The organism is Humibacter ginsenosidimutans (assembly GCF_007859675.1).
Classification (GTDB): Bacteria; Actinomycetota; Actinomycetes; order Actinomycetales; family Microbacteriaceae; genus Humibacter; species Humibacter ginsenosidimutans.
In genome coordinates this window covers 3,731,227-3,751,914 of record NZ_CP042305.1, presented here as the reverse complement: position 1 = coordinate 3,751,914, position 20,688 = coordinate 3,731,227, and the positions used below count along the sequence as shown (strand labels likewise).

Annotated in this window: 16 protein-coding genes, 1 tRNA gene and 1 other RNA gene; 7 read left to right on the top strand and 11 right to left on the bottom strand. The window is 69.0% G+C overall.

Annotated features, from left to right (window positions below):
• Positions 1 to 49: 49 nt before the first annotated feature.
• From pta to ffs, 3 genes are all read right to left on the bottom strand, one after another.
• Positions 50 to 2,158 carry a phosphate acetyltransferase gene (gene pta, locus FPZ11_RS17250; protein WP_146322276.1) on the bottom strand — a complete coding sequence of 703 codons (2,109 nt, stop codon included), beginning with the start codon at positions 2,156 to 2,158 and terminating at the stop codon, positions 50 to 52.
• The gene (locus tag FPZ11_RS17245) at positions 2,155 to 4,596 is read right to left on the bottom strand and encodes a phosphoketolase family protein (protein ID WP_246846699.1); all 2,442 of its coding nucleotides are present in this window, start codon (positions 4,594 to 4,596) and stop codon (positions 2,155 to 2,157) included. The genes pta and FPZ11_RS17245 overlap by 4 nt, the downstream gene beginning before the upstream one ends.
• 644 nt (positions 4,597 to 5,240) lie before the next feature.
• Positions 5,241 to 5,337, bottom strand: an RNA gene (gene ffs, locus FPZ11_RS17240) — signal recognition particle sRNA small type.
• 242 nt (positions 5,338 to 5,579) lie between these two features.
• Between ffs and FPZ11_RS17235 the strand changes: the two genes are divergently transcribed.
• Positions 5,580 to 5,667, top strand: a tRNA-Ser gene (locus FPZ11_RS17235).
• Positions 5,668 to 5,773: 106 nt separating this feature from the next.
• Here the strand turns inward: FPZ11_RS17235 and FPZ11_RS17230 are convergent.
• Complete coding sequence (locus FPZ11_RS17230) at positions 5,774 to 5,974, bottom strand: PspC domain-containing protein (RefSeq protein WP_146322275.1); 201 nt, start codon at positions 5,972 to 5,974, stop codon at positions 5,774 to 5,776.
• Between the two features lie 159 nt (positions 5,975 to 6,133).
• Positions 6,134 to 7,069 (bottom strand): NAD-dependent epimerase/dehydratase family protein, encoded by a 936-nt coding sequence (locus tag FPZ11_RS17225; protein ID WP_146322274.1) that lies wholly within the window; start codon positions 7,067 to 7,069, stop codon positions 6,134 to 6,136.
• Positions 7,070 to 7,134: 65 nt separating this feature from the next.
• On the opposite strand from FPZ11_RS17225, the gene sigJ reads away from it, so the two are divergent.
• The 3 genes from sigJ to FPZ11_RS17210 all read left to right on the top strand — a co-directional run bounded on the left by sigJ (position 7,135) and on the right by FPZ11_RS17210 (position 9,725).
• Entirely contained in the window at positions 7,135 to 8,061 is a 927-nt protein-coding gene (gene sigJ / locus FPZ11_RS17220) for an RNA polymerase sigma factor SigJ (protein WP_146322273.1), read from the top strand.
• Between the two features lie 235 nt (positions 8,062 to 8,296).
• Positions 8,297 to 9,268 carry an NAD-dependent epimerase/dehydratase family protein gene (locus FPZ11_RS17215; RefSeq protein WP_146322272.1) on the top strand — a complete coding sequence of 324 codons (972 nt, stop codon included), beginning with the start codon at positions 8,297 to 8,299 and terminating at the stop codon, positions 9,266 to 9,268.
• Between the two features lie 64 nt (positions 9,269 to 9,332).
• Entirely contained in the window at positions 9,333 to 9,725 is a 393-nt protein-coding gene (locus FPZ11_RS17210; RefSeq protein WP_146322271.1) for a PPOX class F420-dependent oxidoreductase, read from the top strand.
• 42 nt (positions 9,726 to 9,767) lie between these two features.
• Here FPZ11_RS17210 and FPZ11_RS17205 read toward each other — a convergent pair whose 3' ends face one another.
• The 5 genes from FPZ11_RS17205 to FPZ11_RS17185 all read right to left on the bottom strand — a co-directional run bounded on the left by FPZ11_RS17205 (position 9,768) and on the right by FPZ11_RS17185 (position 15,245).
• A complete protein-coding gene (locus tag FPZ11_RS17205) occupies positions 9,768 to 10,382 on the bottom strand; it encodes a response regulator transcription factor (protein WP_146322270.1) in 615 nt (204 codons plus the stop codon).
• Positions 10,379 to 11,707, bottom strand: coding sequence for a sensor histidine kinase (locus FPZ11_RS17200; protein ID WP_168203894.1), 1,329 nt, complete (start codon positions 11,705 to 11,707; stop codon positions 10,379 to 10,381). Before FPZ11_RS17200 ends, FPZ11_RS17205 begins: the two co-directional genes overlap by 4 nt.
• Before the next feature lie 13 nt (positions 11,708 to 11,720).
• A complete protein-coding gene (locus FPZ11_RS17195) occupies positions 11,721 to 12,518 on the bottom strand; it encodes an ABC transporter permease (protein WP_146322268.1) in 798 nt (265 codons plus the stop codon).
• Between the two features lie 15 nt (positions 12,519 to 12,533).
• Positions 12,534 to 13,505: an ABC transporter ATP-binding protein gene (locus FPZ11_RS17190; protein ID WP_246846351.1), complete on the bottom strand. Its 972-nt coding sequence runs from the start codon at positions 13,503 to 13,505 to the stop codon at positions 12,534 to 12,536.
• Positions 13,506 to 13,670: 165 nt separating this feature from the next.
• On the bottom strand, positions 13,671 to 15,245 hold the full coding sequence (locus tag FPZ11_RS17185; RefSeq protein ID WP_146322266.1) for a molybdopterin-dependent oxidoreductase: 1,575 nt from the start codon (positions 15,243 to 15,245) through the stop codon (positions 13,671 to 13,673).
• Positions 15,246 to 15,471: 226 nt separating this feature from the next.
• Between FPZ11_RS17185 and FPZ11_RS17180 the strand changes: the two genes are divergently transcribed.
• Positions 15,472 to 17,640 carry a glycoside hydrolase family 27 protein gene (locus FPZ11_RS17180; protein WP_146322265.1) on the top strand — a complete coding sequence of 723 codons (2,169 nt, stop codon included), beginning with the start codon at positions 15,472 to 15,474 and terminating at the stop codon, positions 17,638 to 17,640.
• A 103-nt stretch (positions 17,641 to 17,743) separates the two neighbouring features.
• Here FPZ11_RS17180 and FPZ11_RS17175 read toward each other — a convergent pair whose 3' ends face one another.
• Entirely contained in the window at positions 17,744 to 18,367 is a 624-nt protein-coding gene (locus FPZ11_RS17175; protein WP_146322264.1) for a TetR/AcrR family transcriptional regulator, read from the bottom strand.
• Between the two features lie 176 nt (positions 18,368 to 18,543).
• Between FPZ11_RS17175 and pdhA the strand changes: the two genes are divergently transcribed.
• Together pdhA and FPZ11_RS17165 are read left to right on the top strand one after the other, a co-directional pair.
• On the top strand, positions 18,544 to 19,674 hold the full coding sequence (gene pdhA / locus FPZ11_RS17170; protein ID WP_146322263.1) for a pyruvate dehydrogenase (acetyl-transferring) E1 component subunit alpha: 1,131 nt from the start codon (positions 18,544 to 18,546) through the stop codon (positions 19,672 to 19,674).
• Positions 19,671 to 20,666: an alpha-ketoacid dehydrogenase subunit beta gene (locus FPZ11_RS17165; protein WP_146322262.1), complete on the top strand. Its 996-nt coding sequence runs from the start codon at positions 19,671 to 19,673 to the stop codon at positions 20,664 to 20,666. The genes pdhA and FPZ11_RS17165 overlap by 4 nt, the downstream gene beginning before the upstream one ends.
• Positions 20,667 to 20,688 lie beyond the last annotated feature (22 nt).

Sequence of the window (20,688 nt, the reverse complement as noted above, 5' to 3'; positions counted from 1 at the left end):
TCGCTGTGCTCGGTCAGGTAGCCGCGTTCGCTCAGGACCCGCGGCACCGTCACGCCTGCGCCTGGATCGCCGTGATCGCGATCGTGTTCACGATGTCGTCGACGAGCGCACCGCGCGACAGATCGTTGATCGGCTTGCGCAGGCCCTGCAGCACCGGACCGATCGCCACGGCGCCGGCCGAACGCTGCACGGCCTTGTACGTGTTGTTGCCCGTGTTGAGGTCGGGAAAGATGAACACCGTCGCGCGGCCGGCCACGCTGGAGCCGGGCAGCTTCGCCGCCGCGACCGCGGCATCTGCTGCCGCGTCGTACTGGATCGGCCCCTCGACGAGCAGCTCCGGCGCGCGTTCGTGCACGAGACTCGTCGCCTCCCGCACCTTCTCCACGTCGGCACCTGTGCCCGACTCCCCCGTCGAATACGAGAGCATCGCCACCCGCGGCTCGATGCCGAACTGGGCTGCGGTCGCCGCTGACGACACCGCGATGTCGGCGAGCTGATCGGCCGTCGGATCCGGGATGACCGCGCAGTCGCCGTAGACCAGCACCCGGTCGGCGAGAGCCATCAGGAACACGCTGGAGACGACGTCGACGCCCGGCTTCGTCTTGATGATCTCGAACGCCGGCCTGATCGTGTGCGCCGTGGTGTGCGCGGCGCCGGACACCATGCCGTCGGCGAGCCCCAGATGAACCATGAGCGTGCCGAAGTACGACACGTCGGTGACGGTGTCGGCGGCCTGGTCGAGCGTGATGCCCTTGTGGGCGCGCAGCTTCGCGTACTCGGCCGCGAACTTGCGCCGCAGCACGTCGTCGAACGGGCTGAGCACCTGCGCATCGCGGATGTCGACGCCGAGCTCGATCGCCCGCGATCGCACCTCGAACGACTCGCCGAGGATCGTGAGATCGGCGATGCCGCGCGCGAGCACGATGCCGGCGGCGCGGAGGATGCGGTCGTCGCCGCCCTCCGGCAGCACGATGTGCTTGCGGCTCGACCTCGCACGCTCGAGCAGTTCGTACCCGAAGGCGAGAGGCGTCACGATGGGAACGCGCGAGACGTCGAGGAGCCGCAGCAGGGCATCCTCGTCGACGGACTTCTCGAAGAGTGCCAGAGCGCGCTCGCGCTTGACCTCGGAGTCGGCGGCCAGTCTGCCGCGCGTGTGCGTGATGCGCACCGTGGTCTCGTAGCTGCCGTACGACGTGCCGATGATCGGCAGGTTGGTGCGGATGCCCTGCAGCAGTCGCTGGATCGGCTCACTGAGCTCGAACCCGCCGTTGAGCACGATCGCGGCGATCGACGGGAAGGTGCCGGACGCGTTGGCCATGAGCACGGCGAGCAGCACCTCGGTGCGGTCGCCGGGCACGACCACCACGGAACCCTCGATGAGCCTCGGCAGCACGTTCTCCATCGACATGGCGGCCACGACCACGCCGAGCGCTTCGCGATCGAGCAGCTCGGGGTCGCCGCGCAGCAGCTCGCCGTCGACGGAGGCCATGATCGAGCGCACCGCTGGCGCCACCAGCAGCGGATCCTCGGGAATGGTCCACACGGGCGAATCGTCTGCCGCGTCGAGGCCGGACGCGACGGCGCCCGCGATCTCGCCGACGGCATCCGGGTCGGCGCGATTCACGATCGTCGCGAGCAGGTCGGCGTGCTCCGCCCTCAGCGACGAACCGGCCACCTCGGCGAGCTGATGCAGGTCGGCAGCGGTGCGGGCATCCGACTGCCCGAGCCGCTCGTCGGCTCCGGAGGCGGCACGCCCGCCCAGCACGAGCAGCACCGGCGCGCCCAGGTTGGCGGCGATGCGCGCGTTGTAACCGAGCTCGGTGGGCGTGCCGACGTCGGTGTAGTCGCTGCCGACGATGACGACGACATCGCTGGATGCCTCCACCGCCTTGTACCTGTCGATGATGACGGAGAGTGCGCCGTCGGCATCCGCGTGCACGTCGTCGTACGTCACGCCGATCGCGTTCTCCCGCGCCGTCACCACGCCGTCGACCCGCAACAGCAGGTCGAGCACGTAGTCCGCCCCGGTCGCTGTGCGGGCGATCGGCCGGAACACGCCGACCCTGCGCCCCTGCCGCAGCAGGAGGTCGACGACGCCCAGTGCGACCGTGGACTTTCCCGTGCGGCCCTCGACCGACGTGATGTAGACGGATTTCACGCGTTGTCCCCTCCGGTGTCGACAGACCGATTCTCGCCGACAGCGCCTGCGGAATCGCCCCAGGCCCAGTTCGCGACCTCGGGAATGTCTTCACCGTGTTCGCGCGTGTACTGACGGGCGGCGAGGCGGGCATCCTGCATGTTCTGGCGCAGCTCCGCGTAGCGCTCCGACAGGCCGGGCACGCGGTCGATCACGTCGATCACGAGGTGGTAGCGGTCGAGGTCGTTGAGCATCACCATGTCGAACGGCGTCGTCGTCGTGCCGTTCTCCTTGTAACCGCGGGCGTGGATGTTGTCGTGTCCGTGCCGCCGGTACGTCAGGCGATGGATGAGCCACGGATAGCCGTGGTACGCGAACAGGATCGGCTTGTCGGTCGTGAAGATGGCGTCGAACTCGCGGTCGGAGAGCCCGTGCGGATGCTCCGTCTCCGACTGCAGCCGCATCAGGTCGACCACGTTGACCACGCGCACGCGCAGGTCGGGGATCTGCTCGCGCAGGATCTTCGCGGCCGCGAGCACCTCGAGGGTCGGGATGTCCCCCGCCGCGGCGAGCACGACATCCGGCGAGTCCCCCGGCACCTCGGTGCCCGCCCATTCCAGGATGCCCAGCCCGCGCGTGCAGTGCGCCACCGCTTCGTCCATGGTCAGCCAGTTCGCGGCGGGCTGCTTGCCGGCGACGACCACGTTGACGTAATTCTCCGAGCGCAGGCAGTGGTCGTAGGTGCTCAGCAGCGTGTTCGCGTCGAACGGCAGGTACACGCGCACCACGTCGGCGCTCTTGTTCACGACGTGGTCGATGAAGCCGGGGTCCTGGTGGCTGAACCCGTTGTGGTCCTGCCGCCACACGTGCGAGGAGAGCAGGTAGTTCAGGCTCGAGATGGGCCTGCGCCACGGGATCTCCCGCGTCACCTTCAGCCATTTGGCGTGCTGGTTGAACATGGAGTCGACGATGTGGATGAACGCCTCGTAGCAGTTGAACAGGCCGTGGCGACCGGTGAGCAGGTAGCCCTCCAGCCAGCCCTCGCACTGGTGCTCGCTCAGCATCTCCATGACGCGGCCCGCGCGCGCCAGGTGATCGTCGGTCTCCCAGATCTCGGCGTTCCACTGCTTGTCGGTGTGCTCGTACACCGCCGGTGCGAGGCGATTGGATGCCGTCTCGTCGGGCCCGAAGATGCGGAACGTGTGCGGGTTGTCCTCGATCACCGTCGACAGCCAGTGCCCCAGCACCTTGGTCGCCTCGTCGACGGTGGCGCCTGGCGACGGCACGTCGACCGCGAAGTCCCGGAAGTCGCGCAGCGAGAGCGGCTTGCGCAGCAGCCCGCCGTTGGCCACCGGGTTCGCGCTCATGCGCCGGTCGCCGTCGGGCGCGAGCGCCGTGGCGAGCCCGACGGGAGCACCCGCCTCGTCGAACAGCTCCTCAGGGCGGTACTTCTTCATCCAGTCCTCGAGGATGCGCGTGTGCGCCTCGGTGTCGCGCGCGTTCGCGAGCGGCACCTGGTGCGCGCGGTACGTGCCCTCCACCTGCACGCCGTCGATCTCGTGCGGGCAGGTCCAGCCCTTGGGCGTGCGCAGGATGATCATCGGCCAGCTCGGGGTCGAGCCGTGCTGCTCCTCGCCGGGAGCGGCGTCGTAGCGGCCGGCGCGGGCATCCGCCTTGATGGTGGCGATGTCGTCGAGCACCTCGTCGAGCACCGCGGCGAAGCGCTTGTGCACCTCGATCGGGTCCTCGCCGTCGAAGCCCCCGGTCACGAGGTAGGGCTTGTGCCCGTAGCCGCGGAAGAGGTCGATGAGCTCGTCTTCCGGGATGCGCGCGAGCACCGTCGGATTCGCGATCTTGTAGCCGTTGAGGTGCAGGATCGGCAGCACGACGCCGTCCTGGCGCGGGTCGACGAACTTGTTCGAGTGCCAGCTGGTGGCCAGCGGCCCGGTCTCGGCTTCACCGTCGCCGACGACGCAGGCCACGAGCAAGTCGGGGTTGTCGAACGCGGCGCCGTACGCATGGCTCAGCGAGTAGCCGAGCTCGCCGCCCTCGTGGATGGACCCCGGCGTCTCGGGCGCGACGTGGCTCGGGATGCCGCCGGGGAACGAGAACTGCCGGAACAGCTTGCGCAGCCCGTCCTCGTTCTCGCGGATGTGCGGGTACACCTCCGAGTACGTGCCGTCGAGATAGGCGCAGGCCACGAGCCCCGGACCGCCGTGGCCGGGACCGGTGACGTAGATGGTGTTGAGGTCGCGCTCCCGGATGACGCGGTTCAGGTGCGCGTAGATGAGGTTGAGCCCCGGCGTGGTCCCCCAGTGTCCGAGCAGCCGCGGCTTGATGTCGTCACGGGTCAGCGGACGACGCAGCAGCGGGTTGTCGAGCAGGTAGATCTGGCCGACGCTGAGGTAGTTGGCGGCGCGCCACCAGGCATCCAGTGCCGCGATGGTGTCGGGCGTCAGTTCGCCTGAGGTGCCGTGCGGGAACGCGGGGTCGTCGATGGATGCCCCGTCGTGCGCAGGTTCTGTGGCGGTTGAGGATGCCACGACCTGCGCATCCTCGCTCCCCCGGTTCGTTCTGTCCTTCTTCTTGTCGCTCTTCTTGTCGCTGCGAGACTTCGTCGATGCCGACCCGAATGGCACGGGACCCCTCCAACCCGGCCGCGGTTGCGGCCGCACGTCCATCCTTGTCGGCTCGCCGCGCGACGCGCCAGGGGTGGAGACGAGTCCTCTGGCCGCGGGTTGAGGAGTACGCGGCTCGCCGCGCGCGTCACCGCCTCGCCGGTTGCGAAGCACGCGGCCTGCCGCGCGCGTCTCGAAACCCGAGCGTTCTCGGGCCACCGGTTTCGAGACGCCCGCTGCGCGGGCTCTTCAACCTGCGGCGGGCTGGGGTGCCGGCGGGCTGGGGTGCCGGCGGGCTGCGGTGGCAGTGATAGCTGAGGCGAGGACGAAGGTGGGCCCGATACGGGTGAGGCGCTCGGCGCGAGGCGAACCGTCTGCCCCGAAAACGCAACACGCTCCACGTCGCGGCGGCGTGTACGCCGCGACAAGCGCGACCATGCACCTGCTCGACCGCGGTGCGCCCGGCGGGGACGGCCGCACAAAACAAAAGGGACCCCTCGCGCACCCGCCAGAGCCCGGTTACCCTTGCTACGTTTCCGTCCTGGGGGAGTTGGCCTGGATGGCGCCACGCGAGGAGCCGTCGTCCAGTGTACCGGCATCCCGACGCCCGTCCCTCCACGCTCCCTGACCGGAGCGCGCTTTCGCGTGCTCCGGCGTTCCGCGCAAGGGCGCGAGAAGTCACAAAATGCGATCCAACCCGTGCGCGACCGCGTTTTGTGACTTCTCGACCGGGGATCGACCGCTGGGGGCGCACCGGGACGTGCGGTCGGGAGGGCGCTTCGGGTCGGGTAAGATTCCTTGAGGTCGTTTTGCGACGGCCGCCCGGAGGATTCGCCTAGTGGCCTATGGCGCACGCTTGGAAAGCGTGTTGGGTGAAAGCCCTCGGGGGTTCGAATCCCCCATCCTCCGCCATATTTGCTGCTGACCAGGTATGCTCCCTCGCCCGAGGCGAGCGGCCGTCGCTATCGTCGGGCCGCCGAGACGGCGCTCGTCGCCGGCGCGGACATCCTCGGGTGCACTAGACGACGCCTGGTCGCCTGTGCTCGGCGGGGATGATGATCCACAACACCAGGTACGCGACGAACTGCGGCCCCGGCAAGAGGCACGACAGCAGGAACAGCACCCGCATCGTCAGCGGCTGGATGCCGAAGCGGCGTGCGAGCCCCGCGCAGACACCTGCGATGACGCGACCTTCGAGGGGACGTTCGAGAGTGTTCATGTCTCCAGCATCGCGAGCGCCGACGCGCGCCACCATCGGGGAAACCCCCGAATGCTCCCCCATCTCTCCCTGGGAGTGAGCGGCATTCCAGGGCAGGCAGCCGCGTAGGCGACTCCGAGACGCTGGGCGCCGGCGGCCGCGACCCCGGCGCCCCCTTCATCAGTCCCCGAGCCCGGTGCGAAACCCCTCGCGCCAGCTCGCATAGCGCGGCGCCCACCCGAGTTCGGCCCTCACCTTGGCGTTCGAGGATCCCCGCGCGGTCGTCATCCACTGCACGCCGAAGTCGCCGATCAGAGGACGCGCGACCCACGCGGGAAGGTGCATCGGGTTCTTGCCGCCCGCGCATTCGGCGAGCACAGGAATCCATTCCGCCACCGGCGCCGGATCGTCGTCGACGATGTTGTACAGGCCGGGCGCTCCGTCGGTCACCGCCGCGGCCGTCGCCGACGCCGCGTCGTCGACGTGGGTGAACGACCAGATGCCGCGGCCGCCACCGACCACGGGCATCTTGCTCCTGGCCACGAGTTCGAGCATCTCGCCGCCTTTGCCGAGCGTCTGGCCGGGACCGTACAGAGGGCCGTAGCGAACGACGAGTCCACCGGCCGCCACGGTTGCGGCTTCGAGGTGCGCGATCGCCGCGAGACTCTGCCGTGCCGACGCGGGCGGACGAGCCTCGAGCGGATCTGCTTCGGTCTTCACCGCGGATCCGGTGTGCTCGTTGGTCCACCCCGTGAAACTCTGCACGACGAAGCGGCTCGTTCCCGCCTCCCGTCCGGCCGCGAGAAGCGCGTCGGTGGCACGCGTGCGCAGTTCGTTGGTGAGCGCGAAGGATGCGTCGAGCTTCTTGAGATTCATCCCGCCCGCGAGCGAGGTCAGCTCGTGAACGATGACGTCGGGCCGAGCGTCGAGCACGGCTCGTCTGATCGCGCCAGTGTCCAGACCGTCCACGACGACGCCGTGACCGCCCGCGGCGTCGACGCGGCGCGTGCCGCCGACCGTGCGCGACGTGCCTGCGACCTCGTGACCCGCGGCCACGAGGAGGGGAACGAGGCGGGATCCGACGGCACCCGTTGCGCCCGCGATGAAGATCTTCATGTGTTGCTCCTGTCTGTCACCCCCTTCGACGGATGACCGTGGCAGCGTGTGACAGACTCCCGAAGGTGGATCTCGCCACCGAAGCCGAGGGGCTCCGTCCCCTCATGTTCTCGATCGCCTACCGAATGCTCGGCAGCGTCACCGACGCGGAAGACGTCGTGCAGTCGGGCATGCTGCGCCTTCACGAGCGCGCCCGTGCCGGCGAGGTCATCGAGCGGCCGGACGCCTTCGCCTCGACGATCACGACGCGCCTGTCGATCGACGCCCTCCGTGCGGCGCGCCGCACTCGCGAGCTCTACGTGGGCCCGTGGCTGCCGGAGCCGCTGCTCGTCGACGATGTGGACCCTGCGCGGCAGATCGAACGCGACGAGACGGCATCCGTCGCCGTGCTCAGGATGCTCGAACGGCTCGGTCCGGTCGAGCGCGCCGTGTTCGTGCTGCACGAGTCGCTCGGCCTGGACTACGACGAGATCGCCGAGATCGTGGAGCGCACGCCCGCGGCGTGCCGCCAGATCCTGCATCGCGCCCGGCAACGAGTGGGAGCCGACGGCACCCGCTTCGAGGTCGACCGTGCGCGTTCCGCTCGCCTCGCCGACGACTTCCTCCGCGCGCTGCGCACGGGCGACGTCGACGGCGTCGTGCGTCTGCTCTCGAACGACGTGGTGCTGACCGCCGACGGCGGCGGCAAGGCGCCGGCCATCCAGCATCCGATGGAAGGTGCCGTGGCCGTCGCCCGGTTCCTCATCGGTCTCATGCGGCGTGGCGAGAAACTCGGCGTCAAGGTCGAGTCCGTCTTCGTCAACGGGGAGCACACGTTCGTGTTCCGCAGCGCACGCGAAGCGACGCTGTCGGTGCTCACACTCCACATCTCGGGCGACGAGATCCGGTCTCTGTCGAACCAGTTGAACCCCGACAAGCTCCACCACCTGGGACCCACCGGCGACCTCTTCGCGCTCGTGCGCGGCGAGGGCGACACAGAGCATCCTCTCTGACGCCCGCAGTCGGGCGAGAGAGCCCGATAGCGGAGTCCCGAGCATCGATGACGACGATCGACACGGTGACCGGCTGTCATGAGCCGCACAGCGAGCATCCCCCGCCCGCCGATTCGCGTCTGACGCGACGGTCTTCGACCGAACCGCACGAGGCGAGCACGGGAGGCCTACCGTGGTGCAGAGAAGGCGGCGGGCTCCGACCACACCGCCGTCGCAACGACACGCGGGGAGAGCCATGAGAATCGTCGTCATCGGTGGCAGCGGCCACATCGGCACGTTCCTCGTTCCGCGGCTGGTGCGTGCCGGCCACGAGGTGGTCAACATCACCAGGGGCACCAGCCACGCCTATGCCGACGCTCCGGAATGGCAGCAGGTGCGCCAGGTCACTGCAGACCGGCGGCGCGAGGATGCCGACGGCACCTTCCCGAGTCGGGTCGCCGCGCTGCGACCCGACGTCGTCATCGACCTGGTGTGCTTCACCGCGGAGTCCGCGTCAGCCCTGATCGAACGGCTACGCGGCGAGGTCGGACACCTGATCGAGTGCGGATCCATCTGGCGCTGCGGGCGCAGTGCCGTGATTCCGACCACGGAGCTGACGATGACGCCGCCGTTCGGCGAGTACGGCATCCAGAAGGAGCTCATCGCACAGTTGCTGAAGGAGGAGACCGCGTCCGGCGGCATGGCGACCACGTCGCTGCATCCCGGCCACATCTCCGGACCGGGATGGTTGCCGATCGGCCCGCTCGGCAACCTCGACCCCACGGTCTGGCAGACGCTGGCCACTGGCGGGACGCTGCGGATGCCCGGCCTCGGCGCGGAGTCCGTGCACCACGTACACGCGGACGATGTTGCCCAGGCCTTCGAACTCGCGGTGCAGAACCGCGATGCGGCCGCCGGGGAAGACTTCAACATCGTCTCGCCCGCGGCGCTCACGGTCCGCGGCTTCGCCTCTGCGGTGGCCGGCTGGTTCGGCCGGACCGCGGTGCTCGAGTCGGTGAGCTGGGACGAATTCCGCCAGGCGACCACGGCCCGGTTCGCCGTCCAAAGCTTCGAGCACCTCGAGCGAAGCCCCTGCTTCAGCGTGCAGAAGGCACACGACCTGCTCGGCTACACACCGAGCCACGGCTCGCTCGAGACCGTGTTGGAATCGGTGCGCTGGCTCATCGACAACGGCGAACTGGCCGTCGACCGCGACCTGGTCGCCTAACGGCCAGCCTGGTCCGAAGCGCAGTCGGACCGGTGTCCATCGGTGAAGTGACTAGGGTGAGCGCGTGACTCTGCCCGAAGATCTCCTCACACTGCTGCACGCTCGCAGCCACTGCTTCATCGCCACCCTCATGCCGGACGGCTCCCCGCAGCTGACGCAGGTGTGGGTCGACACGGACGGCGAGTACGTCGTGATCAACAGTGTGGACACGCACCTGAAGGTCCGGAACATCCGCCGCGATCCTCGCGTCGCGGTGACGGTCGCCGACCCGGCGAATCCGACGCACTACTTCCAGGTTCGCGGCCGAGCGTCCGTGAGCCGTGACGGTGCCGCCGAACACATCGAGTCGCTGTCGCAGAAGTACACCGGCCGGCCGTACGCCTGGTACGGGGGCCGCGACCAGGTGCGCGTGATCCTCACCATCGAAGCCGACAGCGTGAGCGAGTTCGGCAGATAGATCGGCTGCGGCCGCTGTCGGGCCGTCTCGAAGTGCCGCCCCTCACAACCACCCGTTCTCCAGCGCGATGCGCACGGCCTCGGCCCGAGTGCGGGCATCCGTCTTGCCGATCGCGCTCGAGAGGTAGTTGCGCACCGTGCCCTCCGAGAGGTGCAACTCGCCGGCGATGTCGGCGATCGTGCCGCCCGACTCCGCGGCTCTCAGCACGTCGCTCTCGCGCTCGGTGAGGGGCGAGTCCCCCGCCGCCAACGACTCGGCGGCGAGCGCGGGGTCGATCACGCGCAGGCCGTCGGCGACGTCGCGCACCATCGCGGCGAGGCGCTTGGCGGGCGTGTCCTTCACCACGAAGCCGGCGACGCCCGCGCGCATCGCCCGGCGCAGGTATCCGGGCCGGCCGAAGGTCGTGACCATGAGCACACGGATGCCCGGCATCCGATCGCGCAGTTCGGCCGCCGCCGTGATGCCGTCCTGGCCCGGCATCTCCACGTCGAGCAGCGCCACGTCGGGACGCGTCTCCAAAGCCGCCGGCACGATCTCGTCGCCGCGGCCGACCTCGGCCACCACCTCGATGTCGGGCTCGAGAGACAGCATGGTCGCCAGGGCGCCGCGCACGAGCGCCTGGTCGTCGGCCAGCAGCAGGCGCAGGATGCGCGTCATGCCTTCTCCCCGTCATCGGTCGTCGCCTCGTCCACGGCCCCGTCGGCCACGGATCCTCGGGCGGCGGGATCGACGACTCCGCCGCCGACGGCTCCGCGCACCATGGCGACGCGGAAACCGCCCAGCTCGCTTCTTCCGGTTTCGAGCATCCAGCCGCCCGCCGCGACGCGTTCCGCGAGCCCGCGCAGCCCGCTTCCGGTCGACGATCGCGGCGTCGACGTGGCGCCCGGTCCACGGCCGTCGTCGACCACCTGCACCAGGTCGGCCGCGACCTCGATGCGACACACCTTCGCGCCGGAGTGCCGCAGCACGTTGGTGACGGCCTCGCGCACGAACCACCCGGCGAGCTCTCTGTCCTCCAACGGCAGGGACTCGACCGTGGCGGGGAACTCCGTCTCGATCCCCACGCTGGCCAGCACGGATCGTGCGTTCGCGAGCTCCGCCGCGACGCTCGTTCCGCGATAGCCGGCGACGGTCGTGCGCACGTCGGCGAGGGCGGCCCTGGCGAGTTGCTCGACGGCGCTGATCTCGTCGCGCACGCGCGGGGAGGCATCCTCTCCGATCAGCATTCCGGCGAGCTCCGCCTTCACCGCGATGGCGGTGAGCGAGTGGCCCAAGATGTCGTGCATGTCGCGGGCCACGCGTCCGCGCTCCTCGGCGACCGCGAGCTGGGCCAGCTCATGACGCGTCTGCTGAAGCTGCACGATCGAGGCGGCCTGACGGGAGAACGCGGACATCATGAGCGAGACGGATGCCACGATCGCCGGCACCCAGAGCAGCCCGAGCCCGCGCTCACCGCTGAGGTACTGGAACACGAAGGCGAGCCCCATCAACACGACGGTGAAACCGAGCGTGGCCGCCGAGGTGAGCATGCTCACGCCGATGACGATGGCCGGGAACAGCCAGAGGATGCAGACGTTCCACTGCAGCAACGGCCACATCACGAACGAAAGCGCGAAGTACGCCGCGACCACCAAGGGCCGCAGCCGGCCCGGCGCGATCCAGGTGAGCGCCGTCGCGAAGGATCCCGCAACGGAGATGACCACGATCGCCGCGCCGGCGTAGGCGATCAACCAGGGATCGGTGCTGTGGAACTCCGCGAAGACGATGAACGACATCGAGGCGAGGATCGCCGCGAACCGCACGACCAATCGACGCGGGCCGCCGAACCTGATCGTGCCGTGCGGCGTGACGTTTCCGAGCACGGGGATCCTGGGGCCGCTGCGCACATCGAGATCCCTCGGCGGCTCGGGCACCGGAACCTCGAGATCGATCAGCTTGGACGACACCGTGCCCACAGTAGTGGCGCGATTCTGCGTGGGCACGGGTGTCATCCCCTCAGCCGCGGCGCGTGTCGCGGCGGAACAGCAGCGCGGTTCCGGCTGCGAAGACGGCGAGCCAGGCGATCGCGTTGAGGAGAGCCAGCACGTTGAAGGCCTCTCCGGTGAGCGGTGCGCGTCCCAGCTCCCCGATGCCGTAGACCGGCGTCCAGACGGCGATCTCGCGCATCACGTCCGGCATCTGCGACACCGGGATGAACAGGCCTCCGACGAAGGAGAGCAGCACGATGGCGAGACTCACGAACTGCATCGCATTCTCGCTCGGCACGAGGTAGCCGATCATCAGGCCGAGCGCGGTGAAGACGAGCGTGCCGAGCAGCCACACGGCGAGACCGGCGAGCAGCCAGTCTTGAACGGGCATCCTCACCCCGGTGATCGCGCCGACGGCGAACGTGGCCAGCACGGCGATCAGGCCCACCACGAGCCCGGCGACGATCTTCGTCGCCACGTTCGCCACCGGGCTGACGGGTGTGAGTCGCAGCTGTCGGCTCCAGCCCTGCGTGCGTTCGATCGCGACCGATCCGCCGGCGGCCGTGGCCGACATCATGGCCCCGTAGAGCGCCATCGAGACCATGAGGTAGGCCGCGACCGAGATGCCGCCCTGGTCGACCGGCGTCGAGGTGAGCGGCACGTTGCGCTGCGGATATCCCACCAGCAGGTAGAGGGCGACGGGAAAGACGAGCGTGAGGACGAGCGTGCGCCGGTTGCGCAGCTTGCGCTTGAGCTCGATCCACAGGTAGGTCAGGTTGAAGGCGCCGAACGGACGCACGGTGCGGCTCTCGGCGATGGGTGTCATGGCGGTCATGGGAGTTCAGGCCCTTCCTGCTGCGGTGGTCGTTGCGGAGGTGGTGTCGTCGTCTCCGGTGAGCGCGACGAAAGCGTCTTCGAGGTTGTGCGACGTCACCTCGAGGTCGACGGCGGGGGTCTGCGTGAGCAGGTAGCGGGCCGCGGTGTCGGAGTCGGTCGTCGTCACGATCACCGTGTCTCCCCTGCTCTCGGCCGAACTCACCCCGGCCAGCGCACGCAGCGCACCGAGGTCGGGATCGGCGAGCGTCGCGCGAACCACCCGGCCGGATGCCAGGTTCTTGATCTGGGCGGATGTCCCGTCTGCGACGATCCGCCCCTTGCGCACCAGCACGATGCGGTCCGCGTAGAGGTCGGCCTCTTCGAGGTAGTGCGTGGCGAACACGACGGTGCGGCCGCGCGCGGCATCCGCCCGGATGGCCTGCCAGAAGCTGCGACGACCCTCCACGTCCATGCCGGTGGTCGGCTCGTCGAGAATGAGGAGGCCGGGATCGGAGAGCAGCGCGAGCGCGAACCGCAGTCGCTGCTGCTGACCGCCCGAGCACTTGCCCACCCGGCGCTCGGCGATGTCGAGGATGCCCGCCCGCTCGAGGACCTCGTCGACCGGGCTCGGCGCGGTGAAGAAGCTCGCGGTCAGCGTGACGGTCTCGCGCACGGTCAGATCGTTCAGCAGGCCGCCGCTCTGCAGCACGGCCGAGACGAGGCCACGGGCGATCGCCGCACGCGGAGTTCCGCCGAAGATGCTCACCGCGCCCTCGTCGGGCTGGCTGAGCCCGAGCAGCATGTCGATCGTGGTCGACTTGCCTGCTCCGTTCGGGCCGAGGAAGGCGACGATCTCGCCGGGCGCGATCTGCAGGTCGATGCCGTCGACGGCCAGCACCTGGCCGAATCGCTTGGTGATGCCGCGGGCGTCGACGGCGAGCGCCGGGCGTTGTGCAGCGGCCCGGTCGCGCTCGCGAAGGAGAGGGTTCGTGTTCATGGGTTCCACTGTCGGGGATGCCCGAGGTGCCGCGTGCACACGGGTGTCACCAGTTGGACATGACATTCGTCACGGTGGCCCCGTCGGGTCGCCGCGATCGACCCGGCCTCGCGGGTGCCTGCACCGTGGCTGCCTGCGCCGTCGCAACCGTCTTGTGCGCCGACGTCACCGCACGTCGACGGAGACCGTGTGCCAGCCGGTTGCGCCGTTCGGCGCGGGCGGCGCGACGGCCGACGTCTGCGTGTAGCCGTCGTCGTTGGTGGCGCGCACCTGCAGGGTGTGGTGGCCGGCCGGGGCATCCCATTCCCACACCCACTGTCGCCAGGTGTCGACCGAGACGGTCTCGGCCAGCCTCGCCTGCTGCCACCCACCGTTGTCCACCCGCACCTCGACGGAGCGGATGCCCGTGTGCTGGTCCCAGGCCACCCCTGCCACCGCGTACCGGCCGGCCCGGATCGAGGCGGCCTCCCGTGGCCGGTCGATGCGCGACGCGGTCTTGATCGGGCCCTTCTCCGACCAGCCCTTGTCCGTCCAGTACCCCTGGGCACGGTCGAATCTCGTCACGGTCAGCTCCGTGAGCCACTTGGTGGCCGACACGTAGCCGTACAGTCCGGGCACGACCATGCGCACCGGAAACCCGTGCTCGAGCGGCAGAGGCGAGCCGTTCATGCCGACGGCGATGAGGGCATCCGTGTTCAGATCGGTGAGCACTCCGAGCGGCGTGCCTGCTGTGAATCCGTCGACGCTGCGCGAGAGCACCATGTCAGCCGTCGCGTGCGGCTTCGCGCGTGCGAGCAGCTTGCGCACCGGGTACCCCAGCCAGGTGGCGTTGCCCACGAGGTCTCCACCGACGTCGTTCGACACGCACGCGAGCGTGATCGTGTGCTCCTCGAGCGGCAACGACAACAGCTGCGCCCACGTGACGGTGACCGGGGTGTCGACCATGCCGCCGATGGTGAGCTTCCAGGTGTCCGGGTCGATGGACGGGATCTGCAGAGCCGTGTCGATGCGGTAGAAATCGCCGTTCGGCGTCACGTACGGCGTGAGCCCGCTCAGGCGAAGGTCGGCGCCCTCCGGAATCGCCGGCGCGGGCTTCACCGGGGCCGGCAGTCTCACCATCGCTCGAGCGGAGGCGACGGCGACGCTCCCGGCATTGATGCTGCGTGCGACCACTCCGGCGACGATGGCGACGGCTCCCACGCCGATCCCGAGCGCCAGGAACGACCGCCTCGCGGGCGCGGACCGATCGACCGGCACGCGTGACGGCGCCGAAGCGTCGACCCATTCCCGCAGTCGGTCGATGAGCCTGGCGAGCACGTACACGCCGACGAGCGTGCCCGCCACGGTCGGCAGCAGCCACCAGTAGGTCGCATCGGCCCTCGTCATCACGGCGATCAGTGCGATCACGCCTATCACGCCGAGCAGCAGCATCCCGAACGGGCGGCGCACGAGTTCGAGGATGCCCGCCACGCACGTCAGCGCGATCACCACGACTCCGAGCACCACGAGCAGGAAGATCTTGTCCCCGGTGCCGAACAGCCCGACGACGGCATCCTTCAGCCAGCCCGGTGTGAGGTCGATCACCCACGAACCCACCGCGAACAGCGGGCCGGAGGCGGCGCCCACGAACACCGCGAGCACCTCGGCGACCGCCCATCCCGCCACCGCTGCGACGACTCCGCACACCGCCGCGGTCGCAGACAGAGCGCGGCCGCGCGGTGCAACGGCGGTGCTCGGCATGTGGCACAGCCTAGGTCTGCGACCTGTGGTCGAAGCGGCCATTCAGGCAAGCGAGACGCGCGGTCGAGCGTCCCGAGAGCCTCAGCGGCTGCCTTCGAGGATCGCTTGATCGTTCGGTCACAAAATTGATCGAAATTGACCATTGAACCGCCTTTTCAATCAGTAGTCAGCGTCATAACGTGAGACCGTCCCCTGTTGAGGGGTCAATCACGAACAAGGAGATCGCATGGGAAAGGGTCGTGCCGCTGCGCTGGCAGCGGCGAGCGCAGCGCTCGTCGTCGTCGGCTTGCTGACAGCCCCGAGTGCGGTGATGGCGACGACGGTGTCGAGTGCGGGCACCGCAACCGGAGCTGCTGCGGGTTCATACAACGGTCTGGCGCTCACACCGCCGATGGGCTGGAACGACTGGTCGTTCTATCAATGCAACATCAACGAGAAGCTCATTCTCGATCAGGGGCGGGCACTGGTCTCGACCGGCCTCGCCAAGAAGGGGTACAACACCGTCACCATCGATGACTGCTGGATGCAGTCCAGGGACGCGAACGGCGTGCTCGTGGCCAATCCGACCACCTTCCCGCACGGCATGAAGTACATCGGGGACAAGCTCCACGCCATGGGACTGAAGTTCGGCATCTACGAGGATTCCGGCACGAGCACCTGCGGCGGGTACCCCGGCAGCTACGGCCACTATCAACAGGATGCCGACACCTTCGCGTCGTGGGGCGTCGACTACGTCAAGCTCGACGGCTGCAACGTGCCGTCCGTCGCGGGACAGTCGGATGCCCAGACCTACATCCAGCTCTACAACCAGTTCAGCAAGGCACTGCTCAACACCGGGCGGAAGATCGTGTTCTCCGATTCGGCGCCGGCGTACTTCCAGGGCGGATCCGACTGGCAGAGTGTGATCTCCGCGTCGAGCAAGGTCGCGAATCTCTGGCGCGAGGGCGCGGACACGGCGCTGGGTCAGCAGAGCGCAGCCGCGAAGTGGAGCGCGATCGCCTACAACTACTCGTACAACGAGCCTCTCGGCCAGTACGCCGGGCCCGGACACTGGAATGACCCGGACTTCCTGCTCACCGGCGACGCCGGGCTGACGACGACCGAGATGCAGAGCCAGATGTCCCTGTGGGCCGAGATGGCGGCACCGCTCATCAGCAGCACCGACCTGACCAGCCTGTCGCCCGCCGCGCTCTCCGTGCTCGGCAACGATCGCATCATCGCCGTCGATCAGGACAGGCTGGGTGCGCAGGGCCACGTCGTTCAGCAGGGCACCGGGTACGACGTGCTCACCAAGCCTCTCGCGAACGGGGATGTCTCCGTCGTCCTCTTCAACAAGGGCACGTCGTCGCAGACCATCAGCACCACGGCCGCGACGGCCGGTCTGAGGGGGCGCGCTCCGTTCACGCTCACCGACTTGGTCAGCGGCCAGCGGTCGGTCACAAACGGCGTCATCTCTGCCGATGTGCCTGCGCACGGCACCGTGATGTACCGCGTGCACGAGGGCGCGACCAGGGGCGTGGCATCCGCCGTCTCCCTGTCGTTCCAGAACGGACAGGCCACCGACGGCACACGGTCCGTCGACGTCACGATCACCGACAACGGCCCGCTCATGGTGAGCACGGCGGATGTCTCGCTCGCGGTTCCGACCGGATGGACGGTCCGCGCGGCCCACAAGACCGCGCACGCCATCAAGCCCGGCCGGTCCGCGACCGAATCGTTCAACGTCACGGGACCGACGCCTCCGCCGGGCCCGCACACGGACGAGCTGACCGCGACGGTCGTGTACCGCTCGCAGAGTGCGACGGCGAGGCTCACCGGGGTCGACGACATCTACAGCAACGTGCCCTACCCGAACCTGGCCGCCGCGTTCAACAACGTCGGCATCACCGATTCGACGGACTACAGCGTCGGTGACTTCGACGGAGACGGCAACAGCTTCTCCGCCGACCAGCTGAAGTCGGTGGGAGTCACCCCTGGCAGCACCGTCGACTTCGGCGGCGCGAGCTTCACCTGGCCCGATGTCGCTGCCGGCACGAACGACAACGTTCAGGCGAACGGGCAGACCATCACGGCGAGCGGCTCCGGCGGCACGCTGGCGTTCCTGGGCTCGGAGGCGGGAGACGTGCAGGGAACCGTGACCGTCACCTACAGCGACGGCACCACCTCGACGGGCCAGCTCGGGTTCCCGAACTGGTCGTTCTCGTCGGCGACCGAGTTCGGGTCGCAGGTGGCCATCTCGACGCAGGGCCGCAACACGCCGCAGGGCTATGGCGACTCCGCGTACGCGTACCGCGTGTTCTACAACACGATCCCGCTCACGTCGGGCAAGACCGTGGCCTCGGTGACCCTGCCGACCAACGCGTCGATCCACGTGTTCGCGTTCGCTGCGCAGTAGCGGGCGACGGGACCGCGCGGCGGTCGCACGGCATCCTCACCCGGATGTCGTGCGACCGCCGCTCCGTTGCCGTCCGGTGCCCTCGGCGCGGCGTCGACGAACGTCACTGAGCAGTGTGCGACCCGCCACCCGATTCGCCCACGAGCCCGAGCTGCCGCAGCGCCTCGCGCACGATCCGCCCCGCTTCGGCCTCGGAGGTCGGCCCGCGCACGCCGAGCAGCCGCTGCCGGTGCCGCTCACCGAGGAGGAGCGAGAACAGCGCGGAGGCCAGGGCTGCGGCGTCGGCGCCGTGCTCGTTCTTCAGGTGGGCACGCAGGGCGGAGATGTGGCGGGCATCCGTGCGCTCGTAGAAGGCACGCGCCAGTTCGGGGAACCGCGGCGACTCCGCGATCACCAGCCGGTGCAGCCCGACGAGTTCGTCGGAGTGGATGCGGTGGACGATGCGCACCGACAGCGAGTGCAGGGTGTCGCCCGCCGTGTCCGGACCGTGGCTGATCCCACCGGCCAGGCTCTCCACCATGGCGGCGAAGAGTCCTTCCTTGTCGCCGTAATCGGTGTAGATCGTGCGCTTGGTGACCCCGGATGCCCTGGCCAGCACGTCGAGGCTCGACCCCTGATAGCCGCGCTCGAGGAACACGTCGAGCGAACGGCGCAACATGCGCTCGCGCCGTTCCTCCCGCTGCTCAGCCGTCGGTCGACCGCGGCGCGGTTCCTCATTGGTCGTCATGGCCACCTCCGGAAGCGGCCGGCTCAGAACGGCCGCGCACGGGATCGCGCCGGCCACCTCGCCGCCGATGCCGACCGCGCAACCTGCCGCGGCTCGGCGTATGATTACTCATGTAATGATACTCACCGGTATCATTTGCCGCAGGCGTTCATGAGGCGCCAGGAGGAGAACGAAACATGGCCGAATCGGCGCGGACACGCACGGCGTCCGCACGAACGACGCGCGCCACCCAGTCCCGCTCACCCCGTCGTCCGAAGATGGACGAGGCGGAGAAGCAGCGACTGACGGCGTACTACACCCAGATGATGCTCATCCGCCGGTTCGAGGAGCGGGCGCAGCGCGCTTACACCGAGGCCCTGATCGGCGGCTACTGCCACTTGAACCTCGGCGAAGAGGCCGCGATCGTCGGCCTGCTCGGCGAGCTCGACCCAGGCGACTATCTGTTCACGAACTATCGTGAGCACGGCTACGCGCTCGAGCGCGGCATCGAGCCGCGCCGCGTGATGGCCGAGCTCTACGGCCGCGTCGACGGCGTCTCCAAGGGCTGGGGCGGATCGATGCACATGTTCGACGTCACGCACCGCCTGCTCGGCGGATACGGGATCGTCGGCGGACAGCTGCCCATCGCGACCGGAGCCGCTCTCGCCCTGCAGTACAAGGAGCGCTCCGAGATCGTGATGTGCACCATGGGTGACGGCACCGTCGCCACCGGTGCTTTCCACGAGTCGCTCAACCTCGCCGGCCTCTGGGATCTGCCCATCGTCTACGTCGTCATCAACAACGGCCTCGGCATGGGCACGGATGTCGCGCACTCCTCGGCAGAGCCCGACCTGTACAAGCGCGGTGCGGCCTACCGCATCGAGTCGGCACGGGTCGACGGGCTCGACCCCGAAGCGACGGCGGCGGCGGCGAAGCACGCCGTCGAGGTGGCGCGCGGAGGCCGCCCGTACCTGCTCGAGGTGATGACAGAGCGCCTTCGCGGGCACTCGGTCGTCGACCCCGCCAAGTACCGCAGCCCCGAAGCGGTCGAGCTCCTCAAGGAGAACGACCCCGTTCACACGTTCGCCGCCAAGCTCAAGAAGGCCGGCGTGCTCGACGACGAGGCGCTCGCGCAGATCGACAAGGATGCCGTCGCCATCGTCGACGACGCCGCCGCGTTCGCCGCAGCGAGCCCGAACCCCCACGTCTCGACGTTGTTCGACTACACGTACGCCACGCCGGTTGCGAACGACTCCCGCCGTTATCCCGGCGACCCGTTGTTCCCGGCCCTGCCCGTTCCCGCTTCGGTTTCTGGGAGGACCGCATGACCGAGATGACGTACCGCCAGGCGTTGCACGACACGCTGCGGCAGGAGCTGCTGCGCGACGAGAACGTGATGCTCATGGGCGAGGAGATCGGCATCTTCGACGGCTCCTACAAGATCACCGCCGGTCTGCTCAAGGAGTTCGGTCCTCGCAGGGTGCGCGACACTCCGATCGAAGAGCTCGGTTTCACGGGTGCCGCGATCGGCGCAGCGATGCTCGGCTTGCGCCCCGTCGTGGAGATCATGACGATCAACTTCTCGCTGCTCGCGCTCGACCAGATCGTGAACCACGCCGCGAAGATCCACGGCATGTTCGGCGGCCAGCTGCCGGTTCCCATGGTCATCCGCACGCCGGGCGGCGGCGGACAGCAGCTCGGGGCATCCCACTCGCAGAACATCGAGCTCTACTACGCGTTCGTGCCCGGCATGAAGGTGGTGGCGCCGTCGACGCCCGCCGACGCGAAGGCGCTGCTGATGGCATCCATTCGCGACGACGACCCCGTGCTGTTCCTCGAGAACCTCGCCCTGTACAACACCAAGGGCGAGGTGCCCGACGACATCGAGCCCGCCGAGATCGGCAAGGCCAAGGTCACCCGCGAGGGCAAGGACCTCACGCTCATCGGGTACTCCCGCATGGCGCTGGTCGCCCAGCAGGTCGCCGACAAGCTGGCGGAGACCGAGGGCCTCGACATCGAGGTGGTCGACCTGCGCAGCCTGCGCCCGCTCGACCGCGACACCGTGGTCGAGTCGGTGAAGAAGACCAACGCGGCCGTCGTGCTCGAAGACGACTGGCTCACCTACGGCATCGGCGCGGAGATCGCCGCGTCGATCTCCGACGGCGCGTTCGACTATCTGGACGCCCCCGTGCGCCGCGTGGCCATGGCCGAGGTTCCGCTGCCCTACGCGAAGCCGCTGGAGACCGCGGCGCTCCCCTCGTTCGACGACGTCGTCAACGCCGTGCACGAGACCCTCGACGCCGTCGGACGCCGGCGCTGACCGCCCTCGACGAGAACTGAAG

Bases quoted from the DNA above. Each gene is read 5' to 3' on its own strand.
- FPZ11_RS17230 (WP_146322275.1), bottom strand. From the start codon at position 5,974: ATGAACACTCTCGAACGTCCCCTCGAAGGTCGCGTCATCGCAGGTGTC.
- FPZ11_RS17225 (WP_146322274.1), bottom strand. From the start codon at position 7,069: ATGAAGATCTTCATCGCGGGCGCAACGGGTGCCGTCGGATCCCGCCTC.
- FPZ11_RS17215 (WP_146322272.1), top strand. From the start codon at position 8,297: ATGAGAATCGTCGTCATCGGTGGCAGCGGCCACATCGGCACGTTCCTC.
- FPZ11_RS17205 (WP_146322270.1), bottom strand. From the start codon at position 10,382: ATGACGCGCATCCTGCGCCTGCTGCTGGCCGACGACCAGGCGCTCGTG.
- FPZ11_RS17195 (WP_146322268.1), bottom strand. From the start codon at position 12,518: ATGACACCCATCGCCGAGAGCCGCACCGTGCGTCCGTTCGGCGCCTTC.
- FPZ11_RS17190 (WP_246846351.1), bottom strand. From the start codon at position 13,505: ATGAACACGAACCCTCTCCTTCGCGAGCGCGACCGGGCCGCTGCACAA.
- FPZ11_RS17185 (WP_146322266.1), bottom strand. From the start codon at position 15,245: ATGCCGAGCACCGCCGTTGCACCGCGCGGCCGCGCTCTGTCTGCGACC.
- FPZ11_RS17180 (WP_146322265.1), top strand. From the start codon at position 15,472: ATGGGAAAGGGTCGTGCCGCTGCGCTGGCAGCGGCGAGCGCAGCGCTC.
- FPZ11_RS17175 (WP_146322264.1), bottom strand. From the start codon at position 18,367: ATGACGACCAATGAGGAACCGCGCCGCGGTCGACCGACGGCTGAGCAG.
- pdhA (WP_146322263.1), top strand. From the start codon at position 18,544: ATGGCCGAATCGGCGCGGACACGCACGGCGTCCGCACGAACGACGCGC.
- FPZ11_RS17165 (WP_146322262.1), top strand. From the start codon at position 19,671: ATGACCGAGATGACGTACCGCCAGGCGTTGCACGACACGCTGCGGCAG.